Origin of the sequence: Shewanella psychrotolerans (assembly GCF_019457595.1) — a bacterium.
Lineage (GTDB): Bacteria > Pseudomonadota > Gammaproteobacteria > Enterobacterales > Shewanellaceae > Shewanella > Shewanella psychrotolerans.
Genome location: NZ_CP080419.1, coordinates 557441 through 584224, shown reverse-complemented (window position 1 = coordinate 584224; position 26784 = coordinate 557441). Strand labels below are relative to the sequence as shown.

General features: G+C 44.4%; 21 protein-coding genes and 1 riboswitch. Of the genes, 11 read left to right on the top strand and 10 right to left on the bottom strand.

Going from position 1 to position 26784, the window contains the following annotated elements; genetic code table 11:
- Window positions 1-65 precede the first annotated feature (65 nt).
- Window positions 66-1262, bottom strand: a complete 1197-nt coding sequence (locus K0I62_RS02640) for a conjugal transfer protein TraF (RefSeq protein ID WP_220070004.1) — start codon at window positions 1260-1262, stop codon at window positions 66-68.
- 589 nt (window positions 1263-1851) lie between these two features.
- On the opposite strand from K0I62_RS02640, the gene K0I62_RS02635 reads away from it, so the two are divergent.
- The 4 genes from K0I62_RS02635 to K0I62_RS02620 all read left to right on the top strand — a co-directional run bounded on the left by K0I62_RS02635 (window position 1852) and on the right by K0I62_RS02620 (window position 6931).
- Window positions 1852-2181, top strand: a complete 330-nt coding sequence (locus K0I62_RS02635; protein ID WP_220070003.1) for a c-type cytochrome — start codon at window positions 1852-1854, stop codon at window positions 2179-2181.
- Window positions 2182-2228: 47 nt separating this feature from the next.
- Window positions 2229-3941, top strand: coding sequence for a DUF3373 domain-containing protein (locus K0I62_RS02630; protein ID WP_220070002.1), 1713 nt, complete (start codon window positions 2229-2231; stop codon window positions 3939-3941).
- Between the two features lie 46 nt (window positions 3942-3987).
- Window positions 3988-5394 carry a tetrathionate reductase family octaheme c-type cytochrome gene (locus tag K0I62_RS02625; protein WP_434086821.1) on the top strand — a complete coding sequence of 469 codons (1407 nt, stop codon included), beginning with the start codon at window positions 3988-3990 and terminating at the stop codon, window positions 5392-5394.
- A 379-nt stretch (window positions 5395-5773) separates the two neighbouring features.
- Window positions 5774-6931 carry a putative sulfate/molybdate transporter gene (locus tag K0I62_RS02620; protein ID WP_220070001.1) on the top strand — a complete coding sequence of 386 codons (1158 nt, stop codon included), beginning with the start codon at window positions 5774-5776 and terminating at the stop codon, window positions 6929-6931.
- Between the two features lie 129 nt (window positions 6932-7060).
- Here the strand turns inward: K0I62_RS02620 and K0I62_RS02615 are convergent, their stop codons facing one another.
- Both K0I62_RS02615 and K0I62_RS02610 read right to left on the bottom strand, forming a co-directional pair.
- Window positions 7061-8332: an ammonia-forming cytochrome c nitrite reductase subunit c552 gene (locus K0I62_RS02615; protein ID WP_258405127.1), complete on the bottom strand. Its 1272-nt coding sequence runs from the start codon at window positions 8330-8332 to the stop codon at window positions 7061-7063.
- Between the two features lie 170 nt (window positions 8333-8502).
- A complete protein-coding gene (locus K0I62_RS02610) occupies window positions 8503-9714 on the bottom strand; it encodes an NnrS family protein (protein WP_220069999.1) in 1212 nt (403 codons plus the stop codon).
- Between the two features lie 231 nt (window positions 9715-9945).
- Between K0I62_RS02610 and K0I62_RS02605 the strand changes: the two genes are divergently transcribed.
- Window positions 9946-10281: a thioredoxin family protein gene (locus K0I62_RS02605; RefSeq protein ID WP_220069998.1), complete on the top strand. Its 336-nt coding sequence runs from the start codon at window positions 9946-9948 to the stop codon at window positions 10279-10281.
- Between the two features lie 15 nt (window positions 10282-10296).
- Here the strand turns inward: K0I62_RS02605 and K0I62_RS02600 are convergent, their stop codons facing one another.
- The 3 genes from K0I62_RS02600 to K0I62_RS02590 form a co-directional block, all read right to left on the bottom strand.
- Window positions 10297-10848 carry a NifB/NifX family molybdenum-iron cluster-binding protein gene (locus tag K0I62_RS02600; protein ID WP_220069997.1) on the bottom strand — a complete coding sequence of 184 codons (552 nt, stop codon included), beginning with the start codon at window positions 10846-10848 and terminating at the stop codon, window positions 10297-10299.
- 9 nt (window positions 10849-10857) lie between these two features.
- The gene (locus tag K0I62_RS02595) at window positions 10858-11142 is read right to left on the bottom strand and encodes a DUF134 domain-containing protein (protein WP_220069996.1); all 285 of its coding nucleotides are present in this window, start codon (window positions 11140-11142) and stop codon (window positions 10858-10860) included.
- A gap of 204 nt (window positions 11143-11346) precedes the next feature.
- The gene (locus K0I62_RS02590) at window positions 11347-11844 is read right to left on the bottom strand and encodes a peptidylprolyl isomerase (RefSeq protein ID WP_220069995.1); all 498 of its coding nucleotides are present in this window, start codon (window positions 11842-11844) and stop codon (window positions 11347-11349) included.
- Between the two features lie 376 nt (window positions 11845-12220).
- Between K0I62_RS02590 and K0I62_RS02585 the strand changes: the two genes are divergently transcribed.
- Together K0I62_RS02585 and K0I62_RS02580 are read left to right on the top strand one after the other, a co-directional pair.
- Entirely contained in the window at window positions 12221-14113 is a 1893-nt protein-coding gene (locus K0I62_RS02585) for a methyl-accepting chemotaxis protein (protein WP_220069994.1), read from the top strand.
- A 208-nt stretch (window positions 14114-14321) separates the two neighbouring features.
- Window positions 14322-14954, top strand: a complete 633-nt coding sequence (locus tag K0I62_RS02580; RefSeq protein WP_220069993.1) for a flavin reductase family protein — start codon at window positions 14322-14324, stop codon at window positions 14952-14954.
- 80 nt (window positions 14955-15034) lie between these two features.
- Here K0I62_RS02580 and K0I62_RS02575 read toward each other — a convergent pair whose 3' ends face one another.
- Together K0I62_RS02575 and dauA are read right to left on the bottom strand one after the other, a co-directional pair.
- Window positions 15035-16498 carry a carbon starvation CstA family protein gene (locus K0I62_RS02575; protein ID WP_220069992.1) on the bottom strand — a complete coding sequence of 488 codons (1464 nt, stop codon included), beginning with the start codon at window positions 16496-16498 and terminating at the stop codon, window positions 15035-15037.
- 269 nt (window positions 16499-16767) lie between these two features.
- Window positions 16768-18516 carry a C4-dicarboxylic acid transporter DauA gene (gene dauA / locus K0I62_RS02570; RefSeq protein ID WP_258405070.1) on the bottom strand — a complete coding sequence of 583 codons (1749 nt, stop codon included), beginning with the start codon at window positions 18514-18516 and terminating at the stop codon, window positions 16768-16770.
- A 529-nt stretch (window positions 18517-19045) separates the two neighbouring features.
- A riboswitch (glycine riboswitch) is annotated at window positions 19046-19176 on the top strand.
- Window positions 19177-19348: 172 nt separating this feature from the next.
- On the opposite strand from dauA, the gene K0I62_RS02565 reads away from it, so the two are divergent.
- The gene (locus tag K0I62_RS02565) at window positions 19349-20737 is read left to right on the top strand and encodes an alanine/glycine:cation symporter family protein (RefSeq protein WP_220069990.1); all 1389 of its coding nucleotides are present in this window, start codon (window positions 19349-19351) and stop codon (window positions 20735-20737) included.
- A gap of 104 nt (window positions 20738-20841) precedes the next feature.
- On the opposite strand, the gene fliB is transcribed toward K0I62_RS02565, so the two are convergent.
- Entirely contained in the window at window positions 20842-22017 is a 1176-nt protein-coding gene (gene fliB / locus K0I62_RS02560; RefSeq protein ID WP_220069989.1) for a flagellin lysine-N-methylase, read from the bottom strand.
- Between the two features lie 626 nt (window positions 22018-22643).
- Between fliB and K0I62_RS02555 the strand changes: the two genes are divergently transcribed.
- Window positions 22644-23123 (top strand): hypothetical protein, encoded by a 480-nt coding sequence (locus K0I62_RS02555; RefSeq protein ID WP_220069988.1) that lies wholly within the window; start codon window positions 22644-22646, stop codon window positions 23121-23123.
- A 77-nt stretch (window positions 23124-23200) separates the two neighbouring features.
- Here K0I62_RS02555 and K0I62_RS02550 read toward each other — a convergent pair whose 3' ends face one another.
- Window positions 23201-23587, bottom strand: coding sequence for a hypothetical protein (locus K0I62_RS02550; RefSeq protein WP_220069987.1), 387 nt, complete (start codon window positions 23585-23587; stop codon window positions 23201-23203).
- A gap of 184 nt (window positions 23588-23771) precedes the next feature.
- Here K0I62_RS02550 and K0I62_RS02545 point away from each other — a divergent pair, with 184 nt between their 5' ends.
- Together K0I62_RS02545 and K0I62_RS02540 are read left to right on the top strand one after the other, a co-directional pair.
- On the top strand, window positions 23772-24023 hold the full coding sequence (locus K0I62_RS02545) for a DUF2999 family protein (RefSeq protein WP_220069986.1): 252 nt from the start codon (window positions 23772-23774) through the stop codon (window positions 24021-24023).
- Window positions 24024-25136: 1113 nt separating this feature from the next.
- Entirely contained in the window at window positions 25137-26753 is a 1617-nt protein-coding gene (locus K0I62_RS02540) for a methyl-accepting chemotaxis protein (protein WP_220069985.1), read from the top strand.
- Window positions 26754-26784: the final 31 nt, after the last annotated feature.

The following is a 26784-nucleotide window of genomic DNA, read 5'->3' as shown; positions in this document are numbered from 1 at the left end:
AAACTAATATCAAAAAAGCTGAGACAATCACTTGCCTCAGCTTTTATCGTTTTTAATTATCAAACTTAAAAATGATAAGACGTTTGAAGCACACCGCCAATAACATCATCGCTACCCATCATGCCGGTTAAGTCGAAATTGAATGAACGGCCAACGGTAAATCCCGTGCCAATGGAATAGATGTCAGCGGTCGAATCCTCAAGGTCATGACGATATCCTAAACGTAAGGCAAACCAATCGGTTGCTTTTATTTCACCGCCAACACGCCAGTACTGGGTGCTATCGATCTCATCAAAGCGCTTATTTTTATTGAGATCTATATCTGTCGTTACGCTAAATCTATTCCACCCATAAGAAACCCCTGCGGTATAAAGCGCCTCAACTCGATAAGTAAATTGACGCCCCAGTGACTCGACAGTATCCACTTTCTGGCTGATCAAATTACGACCAGACAAACCAACAACCATTCCTTCTAAGGGCTGCATTGCGACACCGACATCTAAGTTAATCGCGGTCTCCTTGTTACGATATTTTTTATCATCGAAATCACCCGCATCGAAATCATTAGCACTAATGACATAATTGTATGTATCAATACGTTGTAACTTAGGCGATATTCCGACAGCTATCGGCATGTTAACTATGGATAGAGGAAAGCTAAGTGCAACCCCTAAATCTGAAACTGCACCAGCGATAACGGCCCCCTGGGAATCCAGATCAGTCAAGGCGGGAGGACTATTGGGATCGATATTTTCCAACAAATCTAAATCACTTTGCTCTATCGCAGCGACACTCACCGCATCAATATACGTTTTATAGAATACTGCCATTGGCATGCGCTTAGTGGGCAATACCACAGAGAAACCGAGCCCTGCGCTAACATAAGCACTTTCATCTTCTAAAGATTGTAAATCACCGATTAGCGCCATTTTATAACTCTCAACTCCTGCCGCATCGGCTGCATCAATAGCGCTTTCTAATCCATCATAGGACAGCTGAAGCGCATCAAATTGATCGCTTAGGTTATCTACATTGGCGGCATCGGCTCCCAACGCAGGTAGCATCACCAATCCGCCAGAATATTTTGGCGCATGCACAGCTAATAATGCTGGATTGATAAAGGCGGCCCCCTCACGATGAGAAGAAGCAACACTGGCACCTCCCATCGCATCACTGCGTGCTTCATAATATTGTTGACCAGCGAATGCCGATACAGACAAACCTCCCAACACCATGGTAAATACCGTATTAAGGAACTTCATTCCATTCACCCTAATTTTTTTATTTTGATTCTCCTGCCGCTCGATTTTAAAGATAGTTCATCATCAGCATATTGTGGACGATTTATGCCCTACAACATAATTAATATATTGAACCTCATCAGCCCTAACCTTTCGTGCTAAATGGTCGCTGAGCGATCACATCTTTACCCTAATTGCTGTAGCACTGTCTATGATATTGTCACCCCAAATAAAACGAGTATTCAAAGCAATTTCACCCACCCACATTTTCGCAACAACATAACTTAACAGTCTCCTTCAAAACTCAAAACCACCTGTTAACCAAGCTTATTTAGACATCGTTAAAATAATGATATGTGACATAAATCATCAAAAAACTGGCCACGCAAATTTCAAACCGCATAAAACCATAAAACTAAATCATTAAATAACAATAAGTTAAATAACAATCATTAGATTTTTATTGATGATATTTTTATCAATTAGATTATTTTAATTAAAGTGATCAACATCAAATTAACATCCAATCTCTTTTGCTAAATTTTAAAACAAGAAGCAAACATTTTGTTTCATGTCAATAAATCACTCGCAGTAGTGATTAAGGAAATAGATGATGAAGAACCTAGTAAAAATTGCGACTTGCTTAATGTTAACCCTGTCAATCGGCGGACAAGCCTACGCCGTAGATGGCGGTAACCCTAAAAAGGGCAAACATCTCTACAAAAAAGAGTGTAAAGCCTGCCATAGCAAAGGTGATGCTGCAGGTGAATTAACCCCGATGAGTAAAACGATGAGTCAGTGGGACCGCTTCTTCCAACGTGATATGCACAAAGTAAAACCGGACGTATTTGAAAACCTTTCAGAAAAGGACCGTTTAGATATTCAACAGTTCCTTTATGACCATGCGGCGGACTCTGATCAGCCTCAAACTTGCGGTTAAAAAAAAGCGGCCAACTTACTGCATCTTTACGCAACGGGAGAGATCACATGCGTACTCTACTATCAATATTAATAGCCAATGCATTAGCTTTTTCAGGCAGCGCCTACAGTGCTGACCAAGAACAACAAAAGCTCGCAGACCTAAAACAGCAGCTAGCAGAACTAGCACGAGAAATTGACGATATTAACAGCCGTGTGGATAAAAATGAGCGTCATACTTCGTTAGATAGAATTGAAATCACTGGAGATTTTCGTACCAAGGCCCATTCATTGCATTACCAAAATGTCACCTGGAATCCTGCTATCAAGGTAGACTTTAATGATTTTGGTCAAAAAGCCATGTCTGGTGCCTTTGGTATGCCTAATGACCCTAGCTCACCACTAGGACAGATGCTCAGCGCCAACCCAGATCTTGCAATGGCTTTCCAAAACGGCCTGCTACAAGGTGTTATGCCTTATGTGCTCGCACCAAAGACCACCCAAGATATTAACAACGATATTTTCTACACCACCCGTTTACGCCTGAATCTAAAAGCCAAGGTCTGGGATAATGTTAGCTTCGCTGGTCGCCTAAGCATGTATAAAAACTGGGGCGACTCAACAGGCACCCAAGTATTCGATTCATGGCGCTCATTCACTATGGATGGCACCAGCAGCGGTAACACCAGCGGTGACTGGCTCAGAGTGGAGCGCGCTTATTTCAATTGGAAAGATATCGGCGGCTCGAATACTTTCCTATCGATAGGCCGCAGACCTTCGACCTACGGTCCTCCATCTCACTACCGTGAAAATGAAAAACGTGGTGGCACACCGTCAGGCCACTTAGTTAACTTTAACTTTGATGGTTTGACCTTAGGCTATAACCTCAGTGAAATTACCGGTATCGATGGCCAGATAGTACGCTTTTGCTACGGTCAAGGTTTCGAATCACAGTGGGGGAACGGCGAGATGTTTGGCGATATAGTCACCAAAGATACTCATCTTGGCGGCTTCAATATCGATGCCATCAACGACGGTAACCACTTCCTGCAATTTACCCTGTTTGGCGCCAAAGATATTAACGACGGTTTTAAAGGCACCATGGCCTTCCCCACTCAGTTAGCGGGCATTTTTGCACCAACCATGTACCAAGATATGCAGAAGTTTTCTAACTTCAACTTCGAAACCCGAGTGCAACCCAGCGGTGTCATCGGTGACATGTACTTAGGTGGTATCGGGTATGCCTATGAAAGCGATGAGGACATGAAAGTATTTGCCTCTCTAGGTTGGACTCGCGCCGAAGGTAACGGCAATGCTGGTATGTTCGGTGGCATGTTAAGCGATGCCGTATTTGAAGCACAGCTTAATGCCGATGGTAGCGAAATCATTATGATGCCAAGCGCTGCGGACTCAGATGATGCTAAAGATGGCTACGGCGTCTACGTCGGTATTCAACTTACTGTTCCTTACGGTAAATTTGGTCTCGAATATAACTATGGCTCTAAATACTGGACTCCATTCACTCAAGCCCAGGATGATCCTATTGGTAGCAAGTTAGCCACCCGAGGTCACGTTGCTGAAGCCTACTACATGTTCGATATCAATCCACGCATGTTCATCAAGCTTGCTGGTCTCTATTACGACTATGAATACACAGGGAGTGGCACCCCTGTTGGCGCGCCACAGAAAATTGATGATGTGATCGCTGGTACTGCATTCTCAATGCTACCAGCAGTCGACACAGCATATGACGTTAACGCCTCATTAGTTGTCAATTTCTAAACCTTTTACTCCCTCCGGCTTTAGGTCGGAGGGTAGGGATGATTCGATGAAACATACGCTTTATTTAGCTTCGATTATCACCGCAGGCGTAATGGAACTCACCACCTTTAACGCTGCGGCTGAAAATCCACATAAAGAAGCCATTCAAGGACCATTTACTCAAGGATCCCAAGTCACCGAACAATGTATCGAGTGCCATGAGGATCACGCAAAAGAGTTTATGAAGTCTTCGCACTGGACATGGGAGTTAGAACAGGAACTGCCTGGTCGCACCGTTAAACGTGGTAAGAAAAACGCCATCAATAACTTCTGTACCTCGATCTCAGGCAACGAACCAAGATGTACCAGTTGTCATGCTGGCTACGGCTGGAAAGATAACAGCTTCGATTTTACCGACATGACAAAAGTCGATTGCTTGGTATGTCATGACACCACAGGGACTTATGTAAAAGACCCCGCAGGCGCTGGTGAAGCGGCTTCTAAGGTCAATCTTGAACGCGTCGCACAAAATGTAGGGAGCCCTGTTCGCGATAACTGCGGAACCTGTCACTTCTACGGCGGTGGCGGAGATGCAGTTAAACATGGTGACTTAGACTCTTCGATGGCCTACCCCGACAAGGCAACAGATGTGCATATGGACAGTGATGGCAACGATTTCCAATGCCAAACTTGTCATACTACCGCGCAGCACCAAATCACAGGTAATGCCATGGGTGTCTCGCCTGGCGGCACTAACGATATCGGCTGTGAAAGCTGTCACGATAGCGCACCTCATAGCAACAAACGCCTTAATACCCATACGGCTAGTGTCGCTTGTCAAACCTGTCACATCCCATTCTTTGCCCGCAATGAACCCACTAAGATGTACTGGGACTGGTCTACTGCAGGCAGCGATCAACCAGAAACAGTCGATGAATACGGCAAGCATACCTTCATGAAGAAGAAAGGTAGTTTCGTATGGAAGAAGATGGTGCAACCTGAATACGCTTGGTATAACGGTAAAGCAGACGCTTACATGGCGGGTGATAAGATGGATCCCACAAAGGTCACTAAACTAACCTACCCATTAGGCGATATAGCCGATACCACAGCGAAAATCTATCCGTTCAAGGTTCATAGAGGTAAGCAGATCTATGACAAGAAACAGAATATCTTTGTCACGGCGAAGGTTTATGGCAAAGGTGGCTACTGGAAAGACTTCGACTGGGATAAAGCCGCGAAGTTAGGTATGGAGGCTAACCAAGCGTTAGCAGAAAAAGGGATCAAATATAGCGGCGAACATGGCTTTGCCGAAACCGAGATGTGGTGGCGCATCAACCACATGGTTTCGCCAAAAGACCAAGCACTTAAGTGTAACGACTGCCACAACAAGGGCACTCGGTTGGATTGGAATGCTCTTGGCTACCAAGGCGATCCAATGAAGAATAAGCAAGGCCCTAAACACGCGAAATAGCATCATATTGATAGCTCTATCTGCAACCGATGGAGCTAGTTTTATCGCCAATAAAACATCACTATTGCAATCAATGGTTATGAGTAACAATGATTTCATATGGTACAGCCCCTACCATACAGATAGCCTTGTTACTCAGCCATTTTTTGTTATGCAGCCATTGCAGTTATAGAGAAAGTGTTCGAACTCTTTGGACGACCCGAACATTAGTCATCGCCAATGTTAGACCTCTTGACCCACTTAGAGCCACCAATGTGACAACTTGTCTCAATTGATGGGATCAAACAGGCCCACAGACGTCCTATTTGCCCAATAAACTCACAAAAATGTGGCATTAAAATTGTATTACCGTCATTGACGATTTCCCACGGCAAGCTTTATGAGATGTAAGACAACACCCATCGACACCCTTAACAAATATTCTGGAGAATTCAGCGGCGCCTTTGCCGACTTGGGCACCTTCCTGCCCCTCGTACTCGGGCTTATCGCTATTAACCATTTTTCTCCCCAAGGGATCTTCATGGGGTTTGGCATCTTCGCGCTCTTTACCGCCTACTTCTACCGCAGACCCATTCCGGTACAACCCATGAAGGTGATTGCCGCACTGGTGATTGCCCAAGGATTAACCCCCGGCATGTTGCAGGCAAGCGGCATGATGATGGGAATAATTTTACTTATCCTCGCCTACAGTGGCGCTATCACCTGGATGGCCAAACAGCTCTCTCCGGCCATTAGCATAGGTATACAACTTGCGATCGGGTTACAACTGATCTGGATGGGCGGTCAAATGATTAGCGACATGTGGTTAATAGGCCTCACCGCCTTCAGTGCCCTATTTGTTAGCCGCTTTCTACCTTTGCCTTACCTGGCGATGCCACTGGTATTGATACTCGGTATCCTTTGGCAATCCACTAGCGGCCTCGCCCCTAGCTTTGACCTATCGGCCAGCAGCGAGTGGCACCTTGGCTGGCCAGCGTTAGAAGAGTGGAGCTCGGCAGCAGTGCTATTAGTACTACCGCAACTTGCACTCACCTTAACTAACGCCGTCATCGCAACCTCAGCGATGGCCAAAGACAAGTTCCCACAAGACAGTTTTGTGGATAAAGAACGCTTCAGTCCAAAGCGTTTGGCTACAAGCTCAGGCTGGGCAAATCTATTACTTGCGCCCTTAGGGGCAACGGCCATGTGTCACGGTGCAGGAGGACTTGCGGTGCAGCATCACTTCGGCGCGCGCACATGGATTGCGCCAACGTTATTTGGCTCAAGCTGTGTATTAATCGCCGTATTTTGGGGAGAAGGTATTGCTAGTCTATTATCACTTATACCGTTAGCGATACTCGGCAGCTTACTTGCTATTGCCGGAGTGCAATTAGCATGGTCGAAACGTTTTATCGACGGTAAGCCTTTTTGTATTTTTGTCATCCTGTCCACTGCAGCGATGTGTTTATTTATCAACACGGCGGCAGGACTTGCCGTTGGCGTACTATTAGAAATGGGACGACGTCAATGGCACCTCATTTCTGATTTAAAGAGTTGATCTAATCAAATCTAAGGCTAATACCATGCCTTGTTGAATCTCCTTTAGGCCCCATTGTCCACATGAGTAAAAACAATAACACCAGCCTTGCGGCCGGTGTTATTGTCGTTAATGATGCTCCCAATAGCCTTAATAACCGTGCTGACTCACCTCAGGCCAATGTTTGTCAATTTCATCTTTGATAAACGCTTGCTTCTTTTCGGTCAATTTGTCTAATTCTATACCAACCGCTTTCTGAGCACTCTCTTTAGTTGATATATCTGGATAACTAACTTGCTTGACCTCTAGCATGCTTAGTACTTCAGCCAAGGCTGTTCGTGCGTAGCTTGCCTGCTCAATAGCGGTATCGAGTAGTTCATTGCCCTCTTGTGGATTATGAGCATATAAACCGTGTGATGACATAGCAAAGTCCCAACGCCACTGAGCATGACGAATTGCCATAATGGCATCGTTCATGATCGGCCAACTCGCCCCTGCATCCCAGGCGGCACCCGCTTCATAGTGAGCTTTAACCAAAAGCAGCTCAACTTCTCGGGCTTTAGCGTCAATCTGTGCTTTCCCTGTTTCCAGCTTGGTCAATAACGCTTGCTTGTCTGTATGACAGTCTTGGCAAACCGTATCATAGTTAGGTAATGCCTTACTTACCTGATGGTTAGTAAATGTTTTTCCCTTACTATCAGACGATTGAGGCATATGGCAGCTAATACAGCTTACACCTACTTTAGCATGCTCACTACGGCTCCAATGTTCAAACTCAGGATGACGCGCCTTTAAGATTGGCGTCTTAGAGATAGGATGGATCCATTCATAGAAACGACGAGTATCGTAATACTTCTCGATCAAATCCGCTGTACTGCCAAAGATCCACGGAATATTGACCTTATTACTACGCTCAGGCTGAAAATAATAGGTCACATGACACTGACCGCACACTTGTGAACCTTGCATATTACTGTCTTGCTTTTCGAATGGCAGATGCACCTTACTCATAGCATCTTGAGCATGGGGACGAGGTAAAGCCAGCTTAGCTGAACCTTTAACATGACAATCGGTGCAATAAACAACGCTGTTCATTTCTGTGCCAAGATCGGTAAAGTTCTTTGCCGAAAACCCTTCAACGCCTAATTCATCGATTAACCGTGGCACATCGGGCGACTTACACGTCCAGCAACTTGCAGATAATCCTTTCTGCCCCTCGGCTGGTGCTACACCAGTTCGTAGCGTATGACTGACATCGGCGACAGCAAAATGGTGACCTCGAGGACTATGGTACTCTTTGGCATAAGCTGAGCCCGCCCATAAAATAATCGCGGCAGGGTAATTGGCGAGCATGTCACTACGTTCCTGCTGCTTGGAGGTTGCCAGCCAGCTCGCATATTGATTGGGGAATTTCGCCTTCATCACCTCAGGGCTAGCAACATCGTCGCCAGCAAAACAATTGGTTACAGGTAGCAGTATGGCGAATATCGCCATCGCAAACGGCTTAAAATCAGTAAACATAAATCGATTCGTTCTCCTGGTTATCTTTCCAAATGTAAACAGTATAGTGAACTCGCAACTCACAATGTTAATCAACCTGGTCGGCCATCGACTCTAGGTTTTGTCAAAATAGGCGCATACCACCAAACAAATAAACCAAAGGCTAAGGTCCAGCAGCTTGCCGCTGCCCAGAGCCAAAACTGTGAATATTGGGGCCATAACAGTGGCATGACCGCTCGAAGCACAGCCGCAAGTATCAAGGCAACAAAGGCGATGCTCATATTAGGACCTTGATAAATGTTTCGGCTGGTATGGCCAAGTGATACCCTAGAAATCATCGACAAACAGATGGCCGCTAACGTGCCGATAGCAAACAGATGCAATAGTTGACGATAGGCATTTTCATCATGAATATTCCATGCAAGCGCAGCTAAGGTAATAGGTAAACATAAATAGGCACTGTGCAGTGACCATAGCAAAGGCTCACCTAAGGTTTTATGGGGATACCAGCGTGACCAACGGATAAGATGGAGCAGAGCAGCCGCAGCCAGTAAGCCTTGTTCTATGTCAGCGGGTAAAAACTTGGTTATCCCTTGAAACACAAATACCAGCATCAACAAGATCAGGCTAATCTCAACCACTTTAATAGGATCAGGTTTAGTCTGCTTAATCCGCATTGCGGTAAAGAAGGGAATAACCCGACCACCGACAATGGTGATGATGAGCCCAAGCCACCACAGCATCCCCTGCCAAATATGCTGGCTTAAGGTAAAGTTACGCTCACTAAGCGCATAATAGCTAAGCAAATTAATACCGGTCGCCAATATCAACATTATCGGAAAGCCAATGTTATTCCACTGCTTGACCTTAAAAATACAGCGCCAGAGGGTAAAGGCCGAAATCATCAAAAATAGCGAATCAAACAAGGCAGGCAGCCAGATTGGCAATTCAAATGGCATCAGCAATAACACGCGTGCCATTAACCAACACCCAAAAGTTACCGCCAGAGGCCAGCCTTTTAAACTCGGTTGATTGGTCCAAGTTTGCACAGCTGTCAGTAAGAAGCCACATACGATGGCCAACGCAAAACCGAACAACATCTCGTGTGGATGCCACCATAAAGGGATGACTTTCACCCAAAACTGATCTTGAAAAAGGCTATATTGCGGCAGAAACCAACTTATGATCCATAAGGGGATATAGAGCATGGCGACACAAGCGCCCCCGAGAAAAAATGGTCGAAAGCCTAAACGCCAAATTGCAGGCGTCTTTTCAACTTCTCTAGGGTCATCAATATTTAACATTTATCTTGCTCCGCCAACCAATAACAAGCATATGAAATACAGCTTTAATATCATCTATAATAACCAGCAGAATCTGCTTCGACAATAGTTAAAAGAAAGTATCTGAAGAAGTGTGAACCAGACTGACAAAATTAACCACTATTTAGGTTGTATAGTGATGATATTAAAATAAAAATACCTCTTTAGAGGCATGTGGTAATGAACAACTAACGATGGATTGGTGAATGCTCAATGCACAACCTAACCCCAAACGACTCATCACACGAGTTACAGCAAATACTAAACCAACGCCAAGCTGTAATGATCTTGTTTGGTGCACCAAGCTGTGGGGTTTGCCAAGGTATAAAACCACGCTTGACGACAATGCTGAACGATCACTTTCCCAAAATGAAATTTATCTACATCGATTGCATAACCCAACCCGATATTGCAGCAAACCATAACGTGTTTGCACTACCCGTGGTCGAGCTCTATTTTCAAGGACAAGCTTTCGGACGATTTTCTAAGGTATTTTCAATGGTTGATGTGAAAGAGGCGATCACTCGCCCCTACAGCATGTTAGATTGATCCGAGTGGCATGAATCAATTAACGATTCTAAAGCCTGAATAACTCACAGGCTCATCGGCTAATGCTGTGGCTTGATGATGTTTATCAAGCATGCGAGAGCTCGATTCATCGGTTTTACTACCGCAACCACAGCCTCCAGCGCAATCGCCTGAATTAGTCTCTGAACTGGCACAACAGCCAGAGCTAGAGCTAGAGCAGCATCCACCTTTCTTCTCATGATTGAGCGAACTCCTTCCTTGAGAGGCATCGAGGAGTCGCAGGTTAAGGTCGCTCGTCGCCGTTAATAAGGATTCGATACTGTTAGTATTATCGCCCTTACTGACACTTATCCCTGCATCGAGTAGTTTGCCCAGCATCCGCTCACCAATTTGCTGCACAATCACAATATCGGTTTTTTGTTCAACAATAAGGGTTAACATTGCCTTTTTAGCACTGCAACCGCCATCAAGAGCAGGATTGTCAAAACTGGTAATTAACTGGTGATATTCATTAAAAAAGCCAATTCGCTGCGCTTTAGTAAAATGAGCGGCAAGGCGACCTCGGCTCATCGGCATAGCAATAATCATGATAATTTCCTATTGATCAGATTGAGGCAGCACAAGTGCATGCCCCTGAGTAATAGCTGTTGCTACCTTTTTACGTGCGCTCGCCAATAGATTGCCAAAGGTTTGCCTAGAGATCCCCATGGACTCGGCCGCATCGAGTTGACTTAATTTCTGCACATCACCTAAATTCAGTGCCTCAAACTCATCGGCTTCTAGTTGGATCTTGGTTAATTCATTCGATGCTATGCCATTAGGCTTAAACATGCTGCAAGGGGCGCAGCAAGAAAGCTGACGGCATTTTTTGGGTCTGGGCATAACGTTAGCCTATACATATGAAATCAAGACGTTTAACTGGGTAGAGATAAACAACACTATCAGTTATTGGCCTACGCCAATAACTGATAGTGTCTGCTTGTTAGCAATAAGAAACTGTGCCAACTGTCACAATCAGAAGATTTACGCTGATACGTCATAAATGGCGTTAATAATCTAGCCCCATTAGTTTGGATAAATGCCTGTTCAATCGTCCTTAATCGTCACTTTCTCGACCAGGATAATATCGACAGGCACGTCATCATGACCATCTTTAGAGCATGTTTTAACTTTCGCAATCTTGTTGACCACGTCCATCCCAGCAGTAACCTGACCAAATACTGCATAACCCCAACCCACATTGGTTGTCGCTGTGTGATCCAAAAAACTGTTATTGGCTAAGTTAATAAAAAACTGCCCTGTAGCCGAGTGAGGTGCATCGGTGCGCGCCATGGCGATTGAGCCTTTGACATTTTTAAGACCACGGTTGGCCTCATTAACAATAGCAGCACGCGTAGGTTTCTCATCCATATCAGCAGTAAATCCGCCACCCTGGATCATAAATCCTTTGATCACTCGATGAAAAATTGTGCCTTCAAAAAATCCATCTTGGCAATATTTAAGGAAATTCTTCGAACTGACAGGTGCATGCTCTATATCGAGCTCGATTTCGATATCGCCATAGTTGGTCGTAAAGGTGATCATAACAATTAACTCAGTTGCTTCATTTTAAGTTGGTGCAAGTATACCTGCTGTTTCGATATACAGAAAAGCGCGCTATGCCTACCCCCCTTAGCCCTGTTTACCGTCAAACATGCGGCGATTGGCGCACACGCTATCGGTTTTCTAGACCAACACACTGAAATAAACAATGAGTAAAACCCATTGAGCTACACAAGAAAGATCACAGCCAACTCTAAGCTGCGTCCGATGGCTAATCTTAGTAGCATTAAAGAATGAATATATTCACTAATTTGTTACTCTTAATTAAAGTTTTATCCAAACATTCCGATACTGAGTCCAGTGCAAGCACTATACTGAATTAACGTTAAAATCTATCTGGCGGCTAGAGGACTTTGATATGCGATCAACGCTCAAAACCCGTCTGCTATTCAGCAGTCTATGCGCGGTACTAATTACCGTTTCTGTCTTGGTTGTTATTTCAAGTTATTTCATCAGAAATAATGCACTCAATAATACCCAACAGGAGATTGATCAACTTGCCAACACCTTCGCTCAAGGCATTGGTGGATGGATTCAAGATAAAAAAAATGCCATATCAAGCCTTAAACAAACCATTGAAACAGATCCTGATCGCGACTTAGTTCCCTATCTTCTGCAGACTCATATCGCGGCTGGATTTGGCTTAACCTATTTTGGTGATGAACAAGGCAACATGTATCGCCAAGATCCCAAACTCAATAAGGCTGGTTACGACCCCAGAGTGCGACCTTGGTATCAAGATGCCAAAGCTGCTGGTCAAATGATCATGACTAAGCCCTATGTCAGCGCGACCTTAAAAAAACAAGTCGTTACCATAGCCGATCCTGTCATGATCAATGGGCGTCTATACGGCGTCGCGGCCGCCAACCTGACCATAGGTCAATTAACTGATGCAGTGCAAAAACTTCAAGTTCCTGGCAAAGGCTATTCCATCATGGTCGACAATGCGGGACTCATCATTAGTCATCCCAATAGTCAATTCAATAACAAGCAACTAAATGAGGTCGATCCAAGTTATACAACCAGTTGGTTATCACAACGAGCGAACGCCAACACAATGGAAGAGCGCAGTGTTAATGACTCAACATCGCTAATATATGTCGCGACAATTCCCAACACTGATTGGGCGATTATTTTTGTAATGAATAAGCAAGAGATTATGTCTCAAGCCACCAATTTAGCTTGGTGGATGTCTATGATGGGTCTCGCGTTATTGGTGCTATTTGGTCTAGTACTTATTGCTATCTTTAAAATTCAATTCAAAGATCTCGAACGAGTAGCACTGGCACTCAATGACATCGCCGAAGGAGATGGCGATTTAACGGTTCGTATCAAAACCGCTAACACTCATGATGAAATAGGTATGCTCGCCTCTGGCTTTAACCGTTTTGTAGAACGGATTCACGGCATGATATCTCGCATGCATGACATTGCAGGTCAATTAGAACATCAAGCTCAAGGTACGAGCACGTCAGCAACCGAAAATAGCCAAAGAATTGAAATTCAACAAGATGAGGTGACCATGGTCGCAACAGCCGTAACAGAAATGGCCAGCGCGACAGAAGAAATTGCCAATAACGCAGAGCATACAGCGCATACGGCCCAAGATGCGGTGGGTCTTTCTGAGCATGGTCAAAAACAAGTGATGCAAAGCCAGCAATCCATTCGTAATCTAGCCAACGAAGTGGATACCGCCAGTCATATCATTGGCGAATTAAACGAACACTCGCAAAAAATCAATAGCATCTTATTAACCATTAGCGGTATCGCTGAGCAAACCAACTTGTTAGCACTCAATGCGGCAATTGAAGCCGCGCGCGCAGGTGAACAAGGTCGTGGATTTGCCGTGGTTGCCGATGAGGTACGTGTACTATCCCAGCGCACTCACTCTTCGACGCAAGAGATCCAAGGTATGATTGAAACCTTGCAACAAACTGCGGCTAAGGCAGTAAAATCTATGGGTCAGAGTCATGACATGGCCGAAACCAGCGTTAACGATGCAAATTCTGCCAGCGAAAGCTTGCTGCAGATTAGCCGAGCAATTAACGATATCTCCAACATGGCGAGTCAAATCGCCACGGCAGCAGAGGAGCAAACCTCTGTAACCAGCGAGATTAATCGCAACACAGAATCGATTAGAGAAGTGTCAGAAAATCTCTCTAACGAAGCACAAACGTCGATGAGACAGGCTCAAGAGTTGGCGCAATTAGCCGCGTCTCTGCAACAGGAAGTTACCCGCTTTAAACTGTAACCGACAATACCTGTATCAAAAGCCCGTTTGTAATCATTTATAAACGGGTTTTAATTTGCGTTAGTTACATCTTTGGCCCAATGCCTAACTTACGCTATTGTCGGTAGCTAAACTTCTAGAACTAAGTAAACAACTAAGCAATAGTGTTTACAGACGGCGCAGCGTTAAATGTTGAATAAAGATAACGTGATTAGCTTAAGGTTTGACGATGACTAAAGATGATGTTTATTTCTATGAACCAAGTAAAGGACATGGTCTGCCACATGACCCTCTCAATGCGATTATTGGCCCAAGACCCATAGGCTGGATCGCTTCACGTAATGCCGAAGGGCAGCGTAATCTAGCACCATACAGTTTCTTTAACTGCTTCAACTATCATCCCCCTATCATCGGCTTTGCCAGTGTTGGCTATAAGGATAGTGTCGCCAATATTATAGAAACGGGAGAGTTCATCTGGAACCTAACCACTCGTGGTTTAGCTGAGCAGATGAACCAAACATCAGCGCCACTGCCTCCTAACCAAGATGAGTTCGATTTAGCCAAATTGACTCCATTACCTGGCAACCTCGTTGCTGCCGACCGAGTGGCACAAAGCCCTGTTAGCTTTGAATGCAAGTTATCACAACATATACAATTACAATCGGCCAATGGTGACAATATTGATACTTGGTTAGTGCTTGGCGAAGTCGTCGCGGTGCATATTGCGAAACATCTATTAGATGCCCATGGAGTCTATCAAACGGCGTTAGCTCAGCCCATACTTCGGGCCGGAGGACCATCTGCTTACTACGGAATATCTGAAGATTTGCGGTTCGATCTGCAGCGGCCCCTATCGACTTGATCAAGCCAAAGTTATCTTAATGGATCAAAAAACCGTCCAATATCAATATTGGACGGTTTGTTCAAACGCAGTGTAGTGATTTACGCAGGAACCACTTTACGTCGTCTATCGGCGAAGATCAGCGCGATTAAACAGATGATACCAGTTGCAATACCAATTGGATCGCTTAGCGACTGCTCTAAACCTAAGCCTATACCTGCCGTCGCGATATAGGATACCGTCACTGCCGTACCAATGATCGCAGGTAAACTGACAATCCAATGAATCGTTCCACGATCAAACAGATACTTAGTCGCTAACCACAATACACTGGTCGACAACAACATGTTTGAAAACGCAAAGTAACGCCACACCAACGAGAAATTAATCATAGTCATAAAGTACGCGATAACTAAGATAGGCACAGCGACTAATAGACGATTGCGGATACTCTGTGGGATCTTAAAGGCATCGATAATGGTCAAACGTAGTGAGCGGAACGCGGTATCACCCGAGGTAATTGGAAAGATAGCGACCGCAATAATCGCCATGATACCGCCAGCAACACCAAGATATGTGGTGGCGACTTGATTAACTACCAGACCAGGGCCACCAGCATCTAACACGCTTTTTAGCTCTGCATATCCACCAGGGAAGGCAGCAATACCCGCAAGCGCCCATACACAAGCGACAATACCTTCCGACATCATGGCGCCATAATAAACAGGACGAACATACTTTTCATTAGTTAAGCAGCGCGCCATGATGGGGGCTTGAGTCGAGTGGAAACCGCTGATCGCTCCACAAGTAATAGTCACAAACAGAAGTGGCCAAACTGGCAGTCCATCAGGATTAGGTGTCAACAAGGCTTCATGTGCACCGTGATCGAAATAAGCAAAAATATCATCGGCAACAGGTAGGTGCGGCGCATTGATAAGTAAAGCGACACCGATAGACACTGTCATAGTGATCATCAATAGGCCAAATGCAGGATAGAGCTTAGTGATGATTTTATCGATAGGTAACAGAGTCGCAAGGAAGTAATAAGCTAAGATAACCAACACCCAAAATGTATTACTGGCCATAATAGTGCCTTCAAACATGTCGAGGTGGCTAAGCAATCCTGCTGGGCTCATGATAAATACCACGCCAACGAAAAACAGTAGCATGGCGGTAAAGACTAGCATTAACCCTTTGAAGTAGATGTTAAAATAGTGACCGGCGATCTCAGGTAAACTCTTACCATCTTCTTTAATGCTAAGCACCCCAGAGAAGTAATCGTGTACCGCACCACCTATGATGTTACCCAATACAATCCAAACTAATGCAACAGGGCCATAAAGTGCACCCAAGATAGGACCGAAAATAGGACCAACACCCGCAACGTTAAGGAACTGAATTAAGTAAGCTTTAACTGGATGAACCGCGACATAGTCGACACCATCATTAAATCTTGCTTGTGGAGTTTTTGCGTTAGGGTCAATACCAGCCTGACGTTCTACAAAAGGACTGTAGAATTTAAAAGCCAATACGAGTAACGCAATACAAATAAAAAATATCAGCATTGTTATCACCATTTATAGATTTATAAGTAGGGTAGGAGCATCGATCTTCAGCAACTTATACAACCCCGTCAATTAACTATAGGTAGTATTGCAAAGCTATTGAAAAACCAGTTAGATTAACATCTAGTGCAGACTGCTCTTCAAGCAACAACAAAAATCTAACCTGCGGTTTCATCCTACTACAGGCCTAGTCGAATTAACATTAGTGACCACTGATATTTATCGTCATAAAATAGACAAGCTCATCGAGTCGTTTGCAAACCAAAGCGTTACAATAGGCTGGAACCATGACGCATTTTATCGACTAACTTAAAACTGTCACTTAAGGTTCTTGAGTACTCAACTTTACCCAAACGCTTGCGCACACCTGCCCGTCTGAGCTTTAAGATCATTCTTGGCTGTAGATTATTAATGATCAGCCCTACCTGTTTATTAGCAAGATCGTTGACGATAGACTCCATCGCCACAATAGCGCTCATATCAAGCAAGGTCACTTCCGACATATCGAGGACAACTATCTTCACATCAGGCCGCACCATAGCAATGGTTTTTAGTGCCTTTTGCGCTGAGCCAAAAAACAGCGGCCCATTAATATCGTAAACCACCACATCATCAGGTATCTCAGTAGAATCTGTTTGGCGCGCTAACGCTTTGGTGTCGGTCAAACTAATACTACGGCGAATAAACAGCAGCGCCGCTAAGCCCATTCCAACAGCGACAGCAACCGTCATGTCAAACAACACGGTTAATGAAAAGCATAAAATAAGAATCAGCACATCATCTCTAGGCGCGATTTTAACGGTACGAATAAAATGCTTCGCCTCACTCATATTCCAAGCAACAACCAACAATAACGCTGCCATTGATGCCATTGGTATATAGGACAATAGGGGCGAAAGTAGCAGGATCCCCAATAGAATAAATACACTATGGATCACCGAAGATAGGGGCGAGTTGCCCCCAGCCTTAACATTGGCAGCAGTACGAGCGATCGCTGCGGTTGCAGGGATCCCACCAAATAAAGGCACCAACATATTGCCTATGCCCTGACCGATAAGTTCATCATTAGAATTATGTTTTTTACCCGACATACCATCGGCAACAACGGCACATAATAGCGACTCGAGTGAACCTAAGATGGCAATGGTTATCGCTGCAGGCAACAGCTCTCTAATCAACTCAAAACTTAAGCCTATCGGCTCACCTACGGCATTAGGCAGATTCCATGGCCATTGAAAAATTGGTAAAAAAGGAGGAATGCCGTTGCCAATGACGCCACTGGCCTCAAAGTGGAAACGACTTCCTATGGTCGCTACTGAAAAATCGGCAAGCGTTTGAGTCATAACCCAGGCCACTATGCCACCGCATAATAATGCCGCTAAATGAGCAGGCACTTTCGTTCGTAATTTGGGCCAAACAAGCAACACAGCTAAGGTTAACGCACCAACTAAGGTCTCTTGCCAAGCTAGACTAGGAAACGCCTGCGCTATATTAGCGAGCTTTTCTAAGTAATGTTCACCACCAGCAGCAACTTCAAGTCCGAAGAAATCCTTAATCTGAAAGGTCGCGATCACAACCCCTATACCCGCAGTAAAGCCCACGATGACAGGGTAAGGCACGATTTCAATCAACTTGCCGAGTCGACCAAGCCCCATCATGACTAAGATCACTCCCGCCATGAAACCACTAATCAATAAACCGCCGAGGCCATATTGCTGCACGATAGGCAGCAAAATGACGACAAATGCTGCCGTGGGGCCGGAGATATTGACCTTAGAGCCCCCAGTAAGCGCAATAACGATCCCGGCGATAATGGCGGTATAAAGTCCATGTTGCGGCGGCACACCACTGGCAATGGCCAACGCCATCGACAAGGGAAGAGCGATCACGCCGACAGTCAATCCGGCCAATATATTGGCTTGAATATCCTGTGATGAGGGTTTACTCCTAACTGATTTCTTAAGTGCTGATAACATGTTAATCCCGATAAAATGGTGTCCACGACACCGTAATACCAATAGGTATAATGACTACCGAGTGTAGAGAGTCTAGATCAAGGCTTGTATGCACAAAGGCAAATAATGCAAGTCTGAGGTGACGGTACACCTTTGGGTTGTTGCAGGTGACAAAACTGAAAAGCTCAATCACATTTCATAACCACCAAGTGGATACAAGCTTTTATTCTAAACCCTTAGGCAGGATTTAGGTAAGGGGTGTTGTAAATAAATACCGAGAGAAATTAGGACCTAGTCAAGCCATGGTAACTGATACAGGGGCATCACTCTCTTTCTGGAATAAAACAGCGCAATCGAACTAAGTATTCACAAATTGTGAGCTTCCCCTCTTGAGCTAGGTCCCAAATTAACGCATGCTACCCGCCCCCGATAACTGACAACATACAACCATTGTCACTTATCGGGATCCGTTCGGATGAAGGTAGCAGGAGAGCGGGGATTAACCCCACACCGACGAGGCAACTTTGTCGCTGATAAATAGTCAGTGCAAAGCACTCTTTCAGGTGCCACTTTAGTGGTGAGGACTGTTACTGGACGAGCCTCTGGAGAGACTGTGAACAGATAGTGTTCGTTAGCTAGATGTCATCACGGCGCCGAAGGCGAAAGTATATAGGTATCAAACCTTTATGCGAAACGCTCAGGCAAAAGGACAGAGGAGAGGATGACTGTATCGGTTATAACGCTGTGCGTTATATCAGTCACTGTCGTTTGTCGCTGTACCGCTTCTGCCTTATCTCATGTAAGTCAGTGGTTACCTGCATTCGTCAGCGCCACCTATCAGCCATTTCTTTTCCTCCTCCATATTAATTTTGTTGTTTAATATTCGAGGAATATCATGAATTTTCACGCGCTACTCAGCGATATAAATGCGATCGTTTGGGGACCTGTCACCCTTTGTTTACTGGTCGGCACCGGTTTATACCTCACACTGCGGCTTAAACTTATCCAAGTCTTTAAACTGCCCCTCGCTCTGAGTCTATTATTTAAACCTGCAAGTGGTAAGGGTGATCTGTCGTCATTCGCTGCCTTATGTACCGCACTATCGGCAACCATAGGAACTGGTAATATTGTCGGTGTCGCTACGGCGATTAAAATTGGCGGCCCAGGCGCGCTGTTTTGGATGTGGCTCGCCGCCTTCTTCGGTATGGCAACTAAATACGCCGAGTGCATGCTAGCGGTAAAATATCGCACCACAGATGCACGCGGTCAAATCGCTGGCGGCCCAATGTATTACATCGAGCGTGGCTTAGGTCTAGGCTGGCTCGCCAAACTGTTTGCCATCTTCGGTGTCGGTGTTGCCTTCTTTGGTATCGGTACTTTTGCTCAAGTGAATGCCATTAGTGATGCGATGAATATCGCCTTCAATGTTCCGACATGGGGCACGGCTTTCGTGTTAACAATCATGGTCGCTGCTGTCACCTTAGGCGGCGTTAAACGTATCGCCAACGTCGCGCAAAAATTAGTACCGACTATGGCGCTGGGATATGTCATGGCTTGCGGCTGGATCTTAATCACCTTTAGCGAACAGATCATTCCAGCCTTGCAGTTGGTACTTCATTCGGCGTTTACCCCAACTTCTGCCGCTGGCGGATTCTTAGGTGCAACCGTGGCTCAGGCTCTGCAAATTGGTATTGCACGCGGAGTATTTTCTAACGAATCAGGCCTTGGTAGCGCGCCGATAGCGGCGGCGGCAGCTAAAACCAACGAACCCGTAGAGCAAGGTTTAGTTAGCATGACTGGCACTTTCTTTGACACCATCTTAATCTGCACCATGACAGGGCTGGTATTAATTATCACTGGCGTGTGGAACGGCGACACTGCAGGGGCTGCAATGACCAGTGCAGCATTTGCTTCTGGCGGCTCAGTTATTGTTGGACAATATGTGGTGACCATTGCCTTAATCTGCTTTGCTTTTACGACTATTTTAGGTTGGCATTATTATGGCGAGCGCTGCTGGTACTATCTATCGGGTAAACGCTTGGGAGAAAAAGGAGTCAAGATCTATCAACTACTGTTTTTAAGCCTCATTGCGGTCGGTGCATTTATTCAACTCGACCTTATCTGGATGTTAGCCGACACAGTCAACGGTTTAATGGCCATACCTAACCTAATCGCCATTATCGGGCTGCGGCACGTGATTTTGCTAGAAACCGACAAGTATTTTGCCAGAGTCAAAGGCCTTCATCATAGTGACATAAAAGAAACTCAATCGATAAACACCTAGGGGAAACAACTCAAACTTCGAACCTGAGTATCAATATGAATACGTATCTCTGATCCAATGAAATAATCTTCTGAGTTGCTTCCCCAAGCAACTCAGAATCAACATTACTTTGTCTTCAGTAGACTAATGGTCGAAGGTATTGTTTGAATATCCAACTCCTGCATTATTTCATCTATCACATCGGCAAAACTAGAACGATGCTGACGTACCACCTGATACACCTGAAAACACAAGATAATATCGCTCTGGGTTAAACCTTGATATTTAAAAGCCATCGCAGATAAATAACAACGGATAAGCAGACAATCCAACACCAATAATCTAAATGCTTTCAGTGGCCCATTCTTGCCCAACATCGGAAAGTGATTATGAAAAATAGAATAGAGAATAAATCGCTCAAACAGATCTGGTGACTCACTTAATGCAGGTAAGGCAATGTTGTGCCAAGCTTTATTTAACTCTTCAATACTGTACTGATTATCTTCATTACATATTGAATTTACCGCCTCATTTAATCTTGTAAAACGAGGCCGATGAGCTCGAGAATGGATTTTACATAATTTCGAGTGCACAGAAACGAAAGCATTTTCTTGCACGGCTGGTGTACAGGAGAGCTGCTCATACTGTTCATTTAACAGTCCTGCCTGAACAAATTTCTGTAGCTGTTCAAACCTGACATCAAGAGCTGAAGCAGGCTCGAGACCATTAGCAACGTTTTCGCTGGTTCGTATAAGCAACCCAATTGCAAGCAAGGCTTGCTCCCAATCTAACCCCAAGCCCACTAGCAACTCAAGACTATAATCGTAACTTTTCTCTTGCCACTCAGGAATGGGAGCCGCTGATTTATTACCGCTAATTTGAGCTTCAAATTGAAAGGCTTCTGGCTCAAACAGCACAATTCGAGCAACTTCAGGACAAGATAAGCTCAGACTCCTATATCTATTACCAGCTATATGATTGTTCACTTTAGGGTAGGTTTGACAAGTGTTACTTAACGCTTCCACCCCCGCTTGATCGTGGATCTTGCATAGCTTGTTCTCATTGAGAAACGGACAAGCTCCTGCTTCATCGAGTTCTATTACCGCCCAACTATTGTTGTCCGTTTTAACTTCCTTAAACGCTATTTTGGCTAACGAGGAAAAATCAGGATGTTTAACTATTTTTTTATAGGTCTTTTTATCGAAATAAATGCCCCAGTCATTGCAACAACTATCTTCGCATTTAGGTCCTATACAACTAAATATATTTACATAGTTTGGTGTAATGACGAGATTATTCATAGCAGTACTTCGATAGACTAATTTAAAATTAAGATAACAAACAAACACCTCTACTCACAAGATGATTTTTAGTGCAAAACCGGCAACAATCAAAGCTAATATATTCAAAATATAAACAAACTCCGCTTTATCAAATTGAGTTCTGGCCAGTGATTTAACCTAAACTTTAGAAATTTAACCACACTATCGTAGATCCCAAATAAAATGGCACTAAAGAGCCTTAGGATTTAATTCTTCCCCTAAACCTTAAAGATAACTTGCTGGCGCACAAATGAGCTAAAGTTTGATGCTGACGATTGATCTCTTAGAGATCTAAATCGAGGGCATTGCCCCACTCGATCAATTTATAATACGGCCCATTGAAGCCGCATGTAACATGCCAATCCTTTTGGCTAATTTAGGGGAGGGTTACAATATTAGCAGAAGATGTTACTTTCTAACTCACTCAGGTGTACTAAAAAGGTGAGCATCTGCGTAAAGTAAAAGACCCAACTTTTATCAAAATAGACTATTGAAGTGCCAAATAAACTTCCATATACCTAGTTGTAACCTATCGCTAAATTTATTCATCGGCAAACGCTGAGGTCTGTTAAAGTAAAACAAACTACACTAAAAGGAGTTAACTGATGCGTACATCTGTTGTTCTATCTATATCCTTCATTGCCACGCTACTACTAGGTTGCAATGAGGACGTTAAATCACAACCAACTCAAGAAAAGCAAGTAACCGAAAACAAAACAATTACTCAAGCCTCAACTCCCGAACTCACTGAAACTAAAACAGTAAATAATCAACTTGATACCCCAGATAATATGATGGCTGAGAAGCCACAAATTTCACAACCAAAAGGGATCGTTATGAAACAAGGCACGGTAAGGTATCTCAATCTTGAAGGGGGATTTTGGGGAATTATTAATGACGACGGTAGTCATCTGTTACCGCAAAACCTCGCAAAAGAATATCGAAAAGATGGCCTACGCCTGAGCTATAAAGCACAAGAAGTCAAAGGCATGATGACGATACAACAATGGGGTACCTTATCTACCTTAAGCGATATCGAAGTGATTGGCCAAGTCGAGAGTAAAAATAGCGATCCACGTATTTAGTGGTCAGCGGCGCTAACACTGGGCTAATCGCATATGCCGTTAGCCCTGATGCATTTATTGAGGTCAAAACAACTCAGTTATCCACCAAGTAGATCCCGTAGCTGCTGCTCGGCTATTTCCGCCGCTGTTTTAGGCTTGTCCGCTGTTTTTTCTGATGCCACTAGCGTCTCACCAACTAGCTCTGCGAACTCAGCCTTTGCTCGCTCATTAGCAAGACTCTTGGTATTGATATGCGCCATCATAGAGGGCTTAAAATAATCACAAAAATTAGCGCGCTCACGCTCCGATATCCATTCGGCACGCTCTTCACGGCAATCTCCTCGACCCGAATCATTAAAAAACTCACACATCTTACAAACATGCTGATCGGCATGACAAGCAACACACTCCTCTCGCCGCGACATAGGCAGAATAAGTGCTTCTAGCGGTTTACCACACTGCCAGCAATGAAATTGTTCAGACATAATGACACCTGCAAATAAACAGTCTACGAGTCTAGATAATAGCCGATATCACTGACTTAAAGCGATTGTTTCTCTCGTCATTTTAACCGACTGACTCTTACCTCCACACTAGCAGAATTATGTTAGAATCTCCGGCTAATACCAACTGGTACCATTAACGTTAACCACCATATAAGGCATCTCAATGAATCCAATTATTGCCATCTTAAAAGAACACAATGTAAGTGATCAGAAGATCAATGATCTATTTCAGACATTGACTGAAAACCCATTAATGGCGATGGGTACAATAGGCCAGCTAGGCATTGCGCCAGAGAAGTTACAACAGCTAATGACGTTAGTGATGCAAAATCCAGCTTTGATAAAAGAAGCCGTAACTGAATTGGGTTTAGATTTTGCTAAAGTTGAAGCCGCCAAAGCGCAGCTGCAAAAATAACTACAACTCACTGCCCTTCACGGGATTAAAAAGAAAGGCTGCCTTGAACTATATAGTCGTTTGTGACAGCCTTTTTTATTTTGCTGTGCCGTCAGCAGGTACGCGATAGCCCAACTGACCATGGGCTACTCACCTTGGCGTATTAAAGTTAGCCGCACCACAGTGAGGCGAGATAGATTGATAGCTCTCCGGCTTTTCCCAGTGATGACCCAAACGGGCTGTGCCCCCCAAAAATCCGCTGCTATCTGTGAATACATTTTGTATACCCTTGCATGGGTTAATCTTGCCTTGTTCTGTAAATACGATTCTCTTCACCGGCCCTCTCCTCTCGTTAACCCCCCCTAACCTAGTAGCGTTGATCAATCGTTATTCTTGTTACATCGACATGACCATTCTTGACGCTTACACCAAACCAAAACTCTCCAATACCACGTGCAATGCCAGCCAAACACTACGTTTCTCCTTAATTTACTGTACAAAAAAGATCAAACTGCGTGTATACACTGGTGATCCTTCGGCTTATAATTGAAATGTTAATTTTGTTACCTAAAAGAGCGGTGTTATAAATTATCAGCGCTATACAGTAACTCAGGGCAAGGAATCGCCTAACGATTAGTATTGATGCTATGGTTATTAATACTGATCAACTTAAACCGAAGAGTAGCTAACGCCTGCAGCGTTAATAGCGGTTTAATAGTGGCTTGAAATTGTCGCAGTATAGATAAACAAGGCAGGAAACCAAAACCACTTAACAGCAGCACAATCGTTAAGTTGGAAATCATTCAAGGAAAGCTCAAATTCAACTCTCTAGCACCGTCTATTGCGGGTGCTCTTCACTCGAAACATACGTTTACGATTTCAAAAATTATCATTAGCAATCATACGTGTAGCGTTATCTAAAGTACAGTTACCGACGAATTACTGTGTCGTGCACTTTTTAAGTATTGATTGCTAAATCAGGAAGATATGCGGTTTGCCGCTTCCTAAACACGGAAGTATCTCTTTGTTGCACTGGGTTAGATGATGGATAAACAAATATGCAGCCATTATCCATTTTATAGCCAGTAGTGTTATGTAATCATTTTACTCGCCGCAGGCAGCCAAGGTTAAGATATGAAACTCAACAAATTAAAAATCAAACATAGAATAGTGTTATTAACACTGGTGGCAATCTCTTCGTTCATTGTTTCTCTCGTCATCAACAATCAAAGTGTTCAAGATAACGCCGAGCGCCTCAACTACGTTAACTCTCAACTGTTTCCTGTATTGAAACTGGCAACCATCAATGATGGGTTAATCATTCAACTCGACCAAAATATTCAATCGGCTGTCACCACAGGAGAAGAAGACTCATTAGTCACCGTAGACAAAATGGTTGAGCAAATCGTGAAGAACTTAAATGACATAGGTCAGCTGCTGCCTAACGAGGCCGAACAAGCCCTATCCATGAGCAGAGATCTCAAGCTTTATCATCAAAAAGCGAGAGGGTTGGTCAACGAGTTTCTAAAGGATGATGTCGATTTTAATCTAATTAAGAACCAAGCCGCTGAAAACGCTGAGCGCTATAATAAGCTGCTTAAGCAATTTAATGCTAAACAACTCGACTTTTCTGAGCAGTTTGCGCAATCAATTCAAAACACCCTCAAAAGTTCAGACAACGCTTCAACATCTATGCTAACCATCGGTATCATCGCGTCTATTTTCCTGATCGTGGTGGGTTATTTTGTCAACAAATCTATTATTCTGACCCTCAATAGTGTTACCGATTCACTGCGTAATATCTCTGAAGGTGAAGGGGATCTGCGTTCACGCATTCAATATGACGGTAAAGATGAAATTGCCGTGCTAGTTCATTGGTTCAATCAGTTTGTGTCCAAACTACAAGCCTCTATTGCCGACACCCAAAGAACCACCGAAAGCCTCGGCAAAGTATCGACTACCCTACTAGACAGTTGCAGAAACAGTGAAATCACCGTCACCGAACAATCTCAATCGGTTAAGCAGATATCTGTTGCGATGCGCGAGATGTTTGTCAGCGTTGAGCACGTAGCTGAGTACGCCACCAATGCAGCCTCTGAGGCCGATAACGCCAACCAAGAAGCACTGCGTGGTCAAACCGTTGTGGCAAATGCCATCGCGACAATTAACCGATTATCAGAGGAAGTAAAAGCCGCTGCTATAGTGGTTAATCAACTGGACGCTTTCACCAGCAATGTAAATGCTATTTTGGGCACCATCCGTGGTATTGCAGAACAAACGAACCTACTCGCGCTTAACGCCGCGATCGAAGCGGCACGAGCAGGCGAACAGGGACGCGGCTTCGCCGTGGTTGCCGATGAAGTCAGAACCCTAGCATCACGTACTCAATCCTCAACAGAAGAGATCCAACAGGTACTGCAAGAGCTAAGCTCAACCTCAACCCAGGCAGTAGAAGCGATGCAGCGTGGTATAGAAACTGCTGATGAAGGGGTACAAAGTACTTCACTTGCGGGCGATGCATTGGTCAGCATTACCGACAAGGTTAGCGCAATCGTGGTCGTCAATGAACAGATAGCAGCCGCCACAGAGGAACAACACAACACCTCAGAACATATACAGCAATACGTAGCTGAAATTGAGAGCAATGCTCAAAAAGTGAAAGCCACCACCGATGAGCTAGGTGGCATTAGTTACGACATCGAAGGCGTCAGCAAACAGCTGACCACTATCACCGACCAATTTAAAGTTTAATCAAACAATATAAAAATAGATCCTATCGGGA

What these genes read in the sequence shown, in the direction of transcription:
- K0I62_RS02595 (WP_220069996.1), bottom strand. Translation starts at nt 11,142, where the DNA reads ATGCCCAGACCCAAAAAATGCCGTCAGCTTTCTTGCTGCGCCCCTTGC.
- K0I62_RS02575 (WP_220069992.1), bottom strand. Translation starts at nt 16,498, where the DNA reads ATGCTGATATTTTTTATTTGTATTGCGTTACTCGTATTGGCTTTTAAA.
- K0I62_RS02620 (WP_220070001.1), top strand. Translation starts at nt 5,774, where the DNA reads ATGAGATGTAAGACAACACCCATCGACACCCTTAACAAATATTCTGGA.
- K0I62_RS02630 (WP_220070002.1), top strand. Translation starts at nt 2,229, where the DNA reads ATGCGTACTCTACTATCAATATTAATAGCCAATGCATTAGCTTTTTCA.
- K0I62_RS02605 (WP_220069998.1), top strand. Translation starts at nt 9,946, where the DNA reads ATGCACAACCTAACCCCAAACGACTCATCACACGAGTTACAGCAAATA.
- K0I62_RS02610 (WP_220069999.1), bottom strand. Translation starts at nt 9,714, where the DNA reads ATGTTAAATATTGATGACCCTAGAGAAGTTGAAAAGACGCCTGCAATT.
- K0I62_RS02580 (WP_220069993.1), top strand. Translation starts at nt 14,322, where the DNA reads ATGACTAAAGATGATGTTTATTTCTATGAACCAAGTAAAGGACATGGT.
- K0I62_RS02545 (WP_220069986.1), top strand. Translation starts at nt 23,772, where the DNA reads ATGAATCCAATTATTGCCATCTTAAAAGAACACAATGTAAGTGATCAG.
- K0I62_RS02625 (WP_434086821.1), top strand. Translation starts at nt 3,988, where the DNA reads ATGAAACATACGCTTTATTTAGCTTCGATTATCACCGCAGGCGTAATG.
- K0I62_RS02540 (WP_220069985.1), top strand. Translation starts at nt 25,137, where the DNA reads ATGAAACTCAACAAATTAAAAATCAAACATAGAATAGTGTTATTAACA.
- K0I62_RS02585 (WP_220069994.1), top strand. Translation starts at nt 12,221, where the DNA reads ATGCGATCAACGCTCAAAACCCGTCTGCTATTCAGCAGTCTATGCGCG.
- K0I62_RS02635 (WP_220070003.1), top strand. Translation starts at nt 1,852, where the DNA reads ATGATGAAGAACCTAGTAAAAATTGCGACTTGCTTAATGTTAACCCTG.
- K0I62_RS02600 (WP_220069997.1), bottom strand. Translation starts at nt 10,848, where the DNA reads ATGATTATTGCTATGCCGATGAGCCGAGGTCGCCTTGCCGCTCATTTT.
- fliB (WP_220069989.1), bottom strand. Translation starts at nt 22,017, where the DNA reads ATGAATAATCTCGTCATTACACCAAACTATGTAAATATATTTAGTTGT.
- K0I62_RS02640 (WP_220070004.1), bottom strand. Translation starts at nt 1,262, where the DNA reads ATGAAGTTCCTTAATACGGTATTTACCATGGTGTTGGGAGGTTTGTCT.
- K0I62_RS02590 (WP_220069995.1), bottom strand. Translation starts at nt 11,844, where the DNA reads ATGATCACCTTTACGACCAACTATGGCGATATCGAAATCGAGCTCGAT.
- K0I62_RS02555 (WP_220069988.1), top strand. Translation starts at nt 22,644, where the DNA reads ATGCGTACATCTGTTGTTCTATCTATATCCTTCATTGCCACGCTACTA.
- K0I62_RS02565 (WP_220069990.1), top strand. Translation starts at nt 19,349, where the DNA reads ATGAATTTTCACGCGCTACTCAGCGATATAAATGCGATCGTTTGGGGA.
- K0I62_RS02615 (WP_258405127.1), bottom strand. Translation starts at nt 8,332, where the DNA reads ATGAAGGCGAAATTCCCCAATCAATATGCGAGCTGGCTGGCAACCTCC.
- K0I62_RS02550 (WP_220069987.1), bottom strand. Translation starts at nt 23,587, where the DNA reads ATGTCTGAACAATTTCATTGCTGGCAGTGTGGTAAACCGCTAGAAGCA.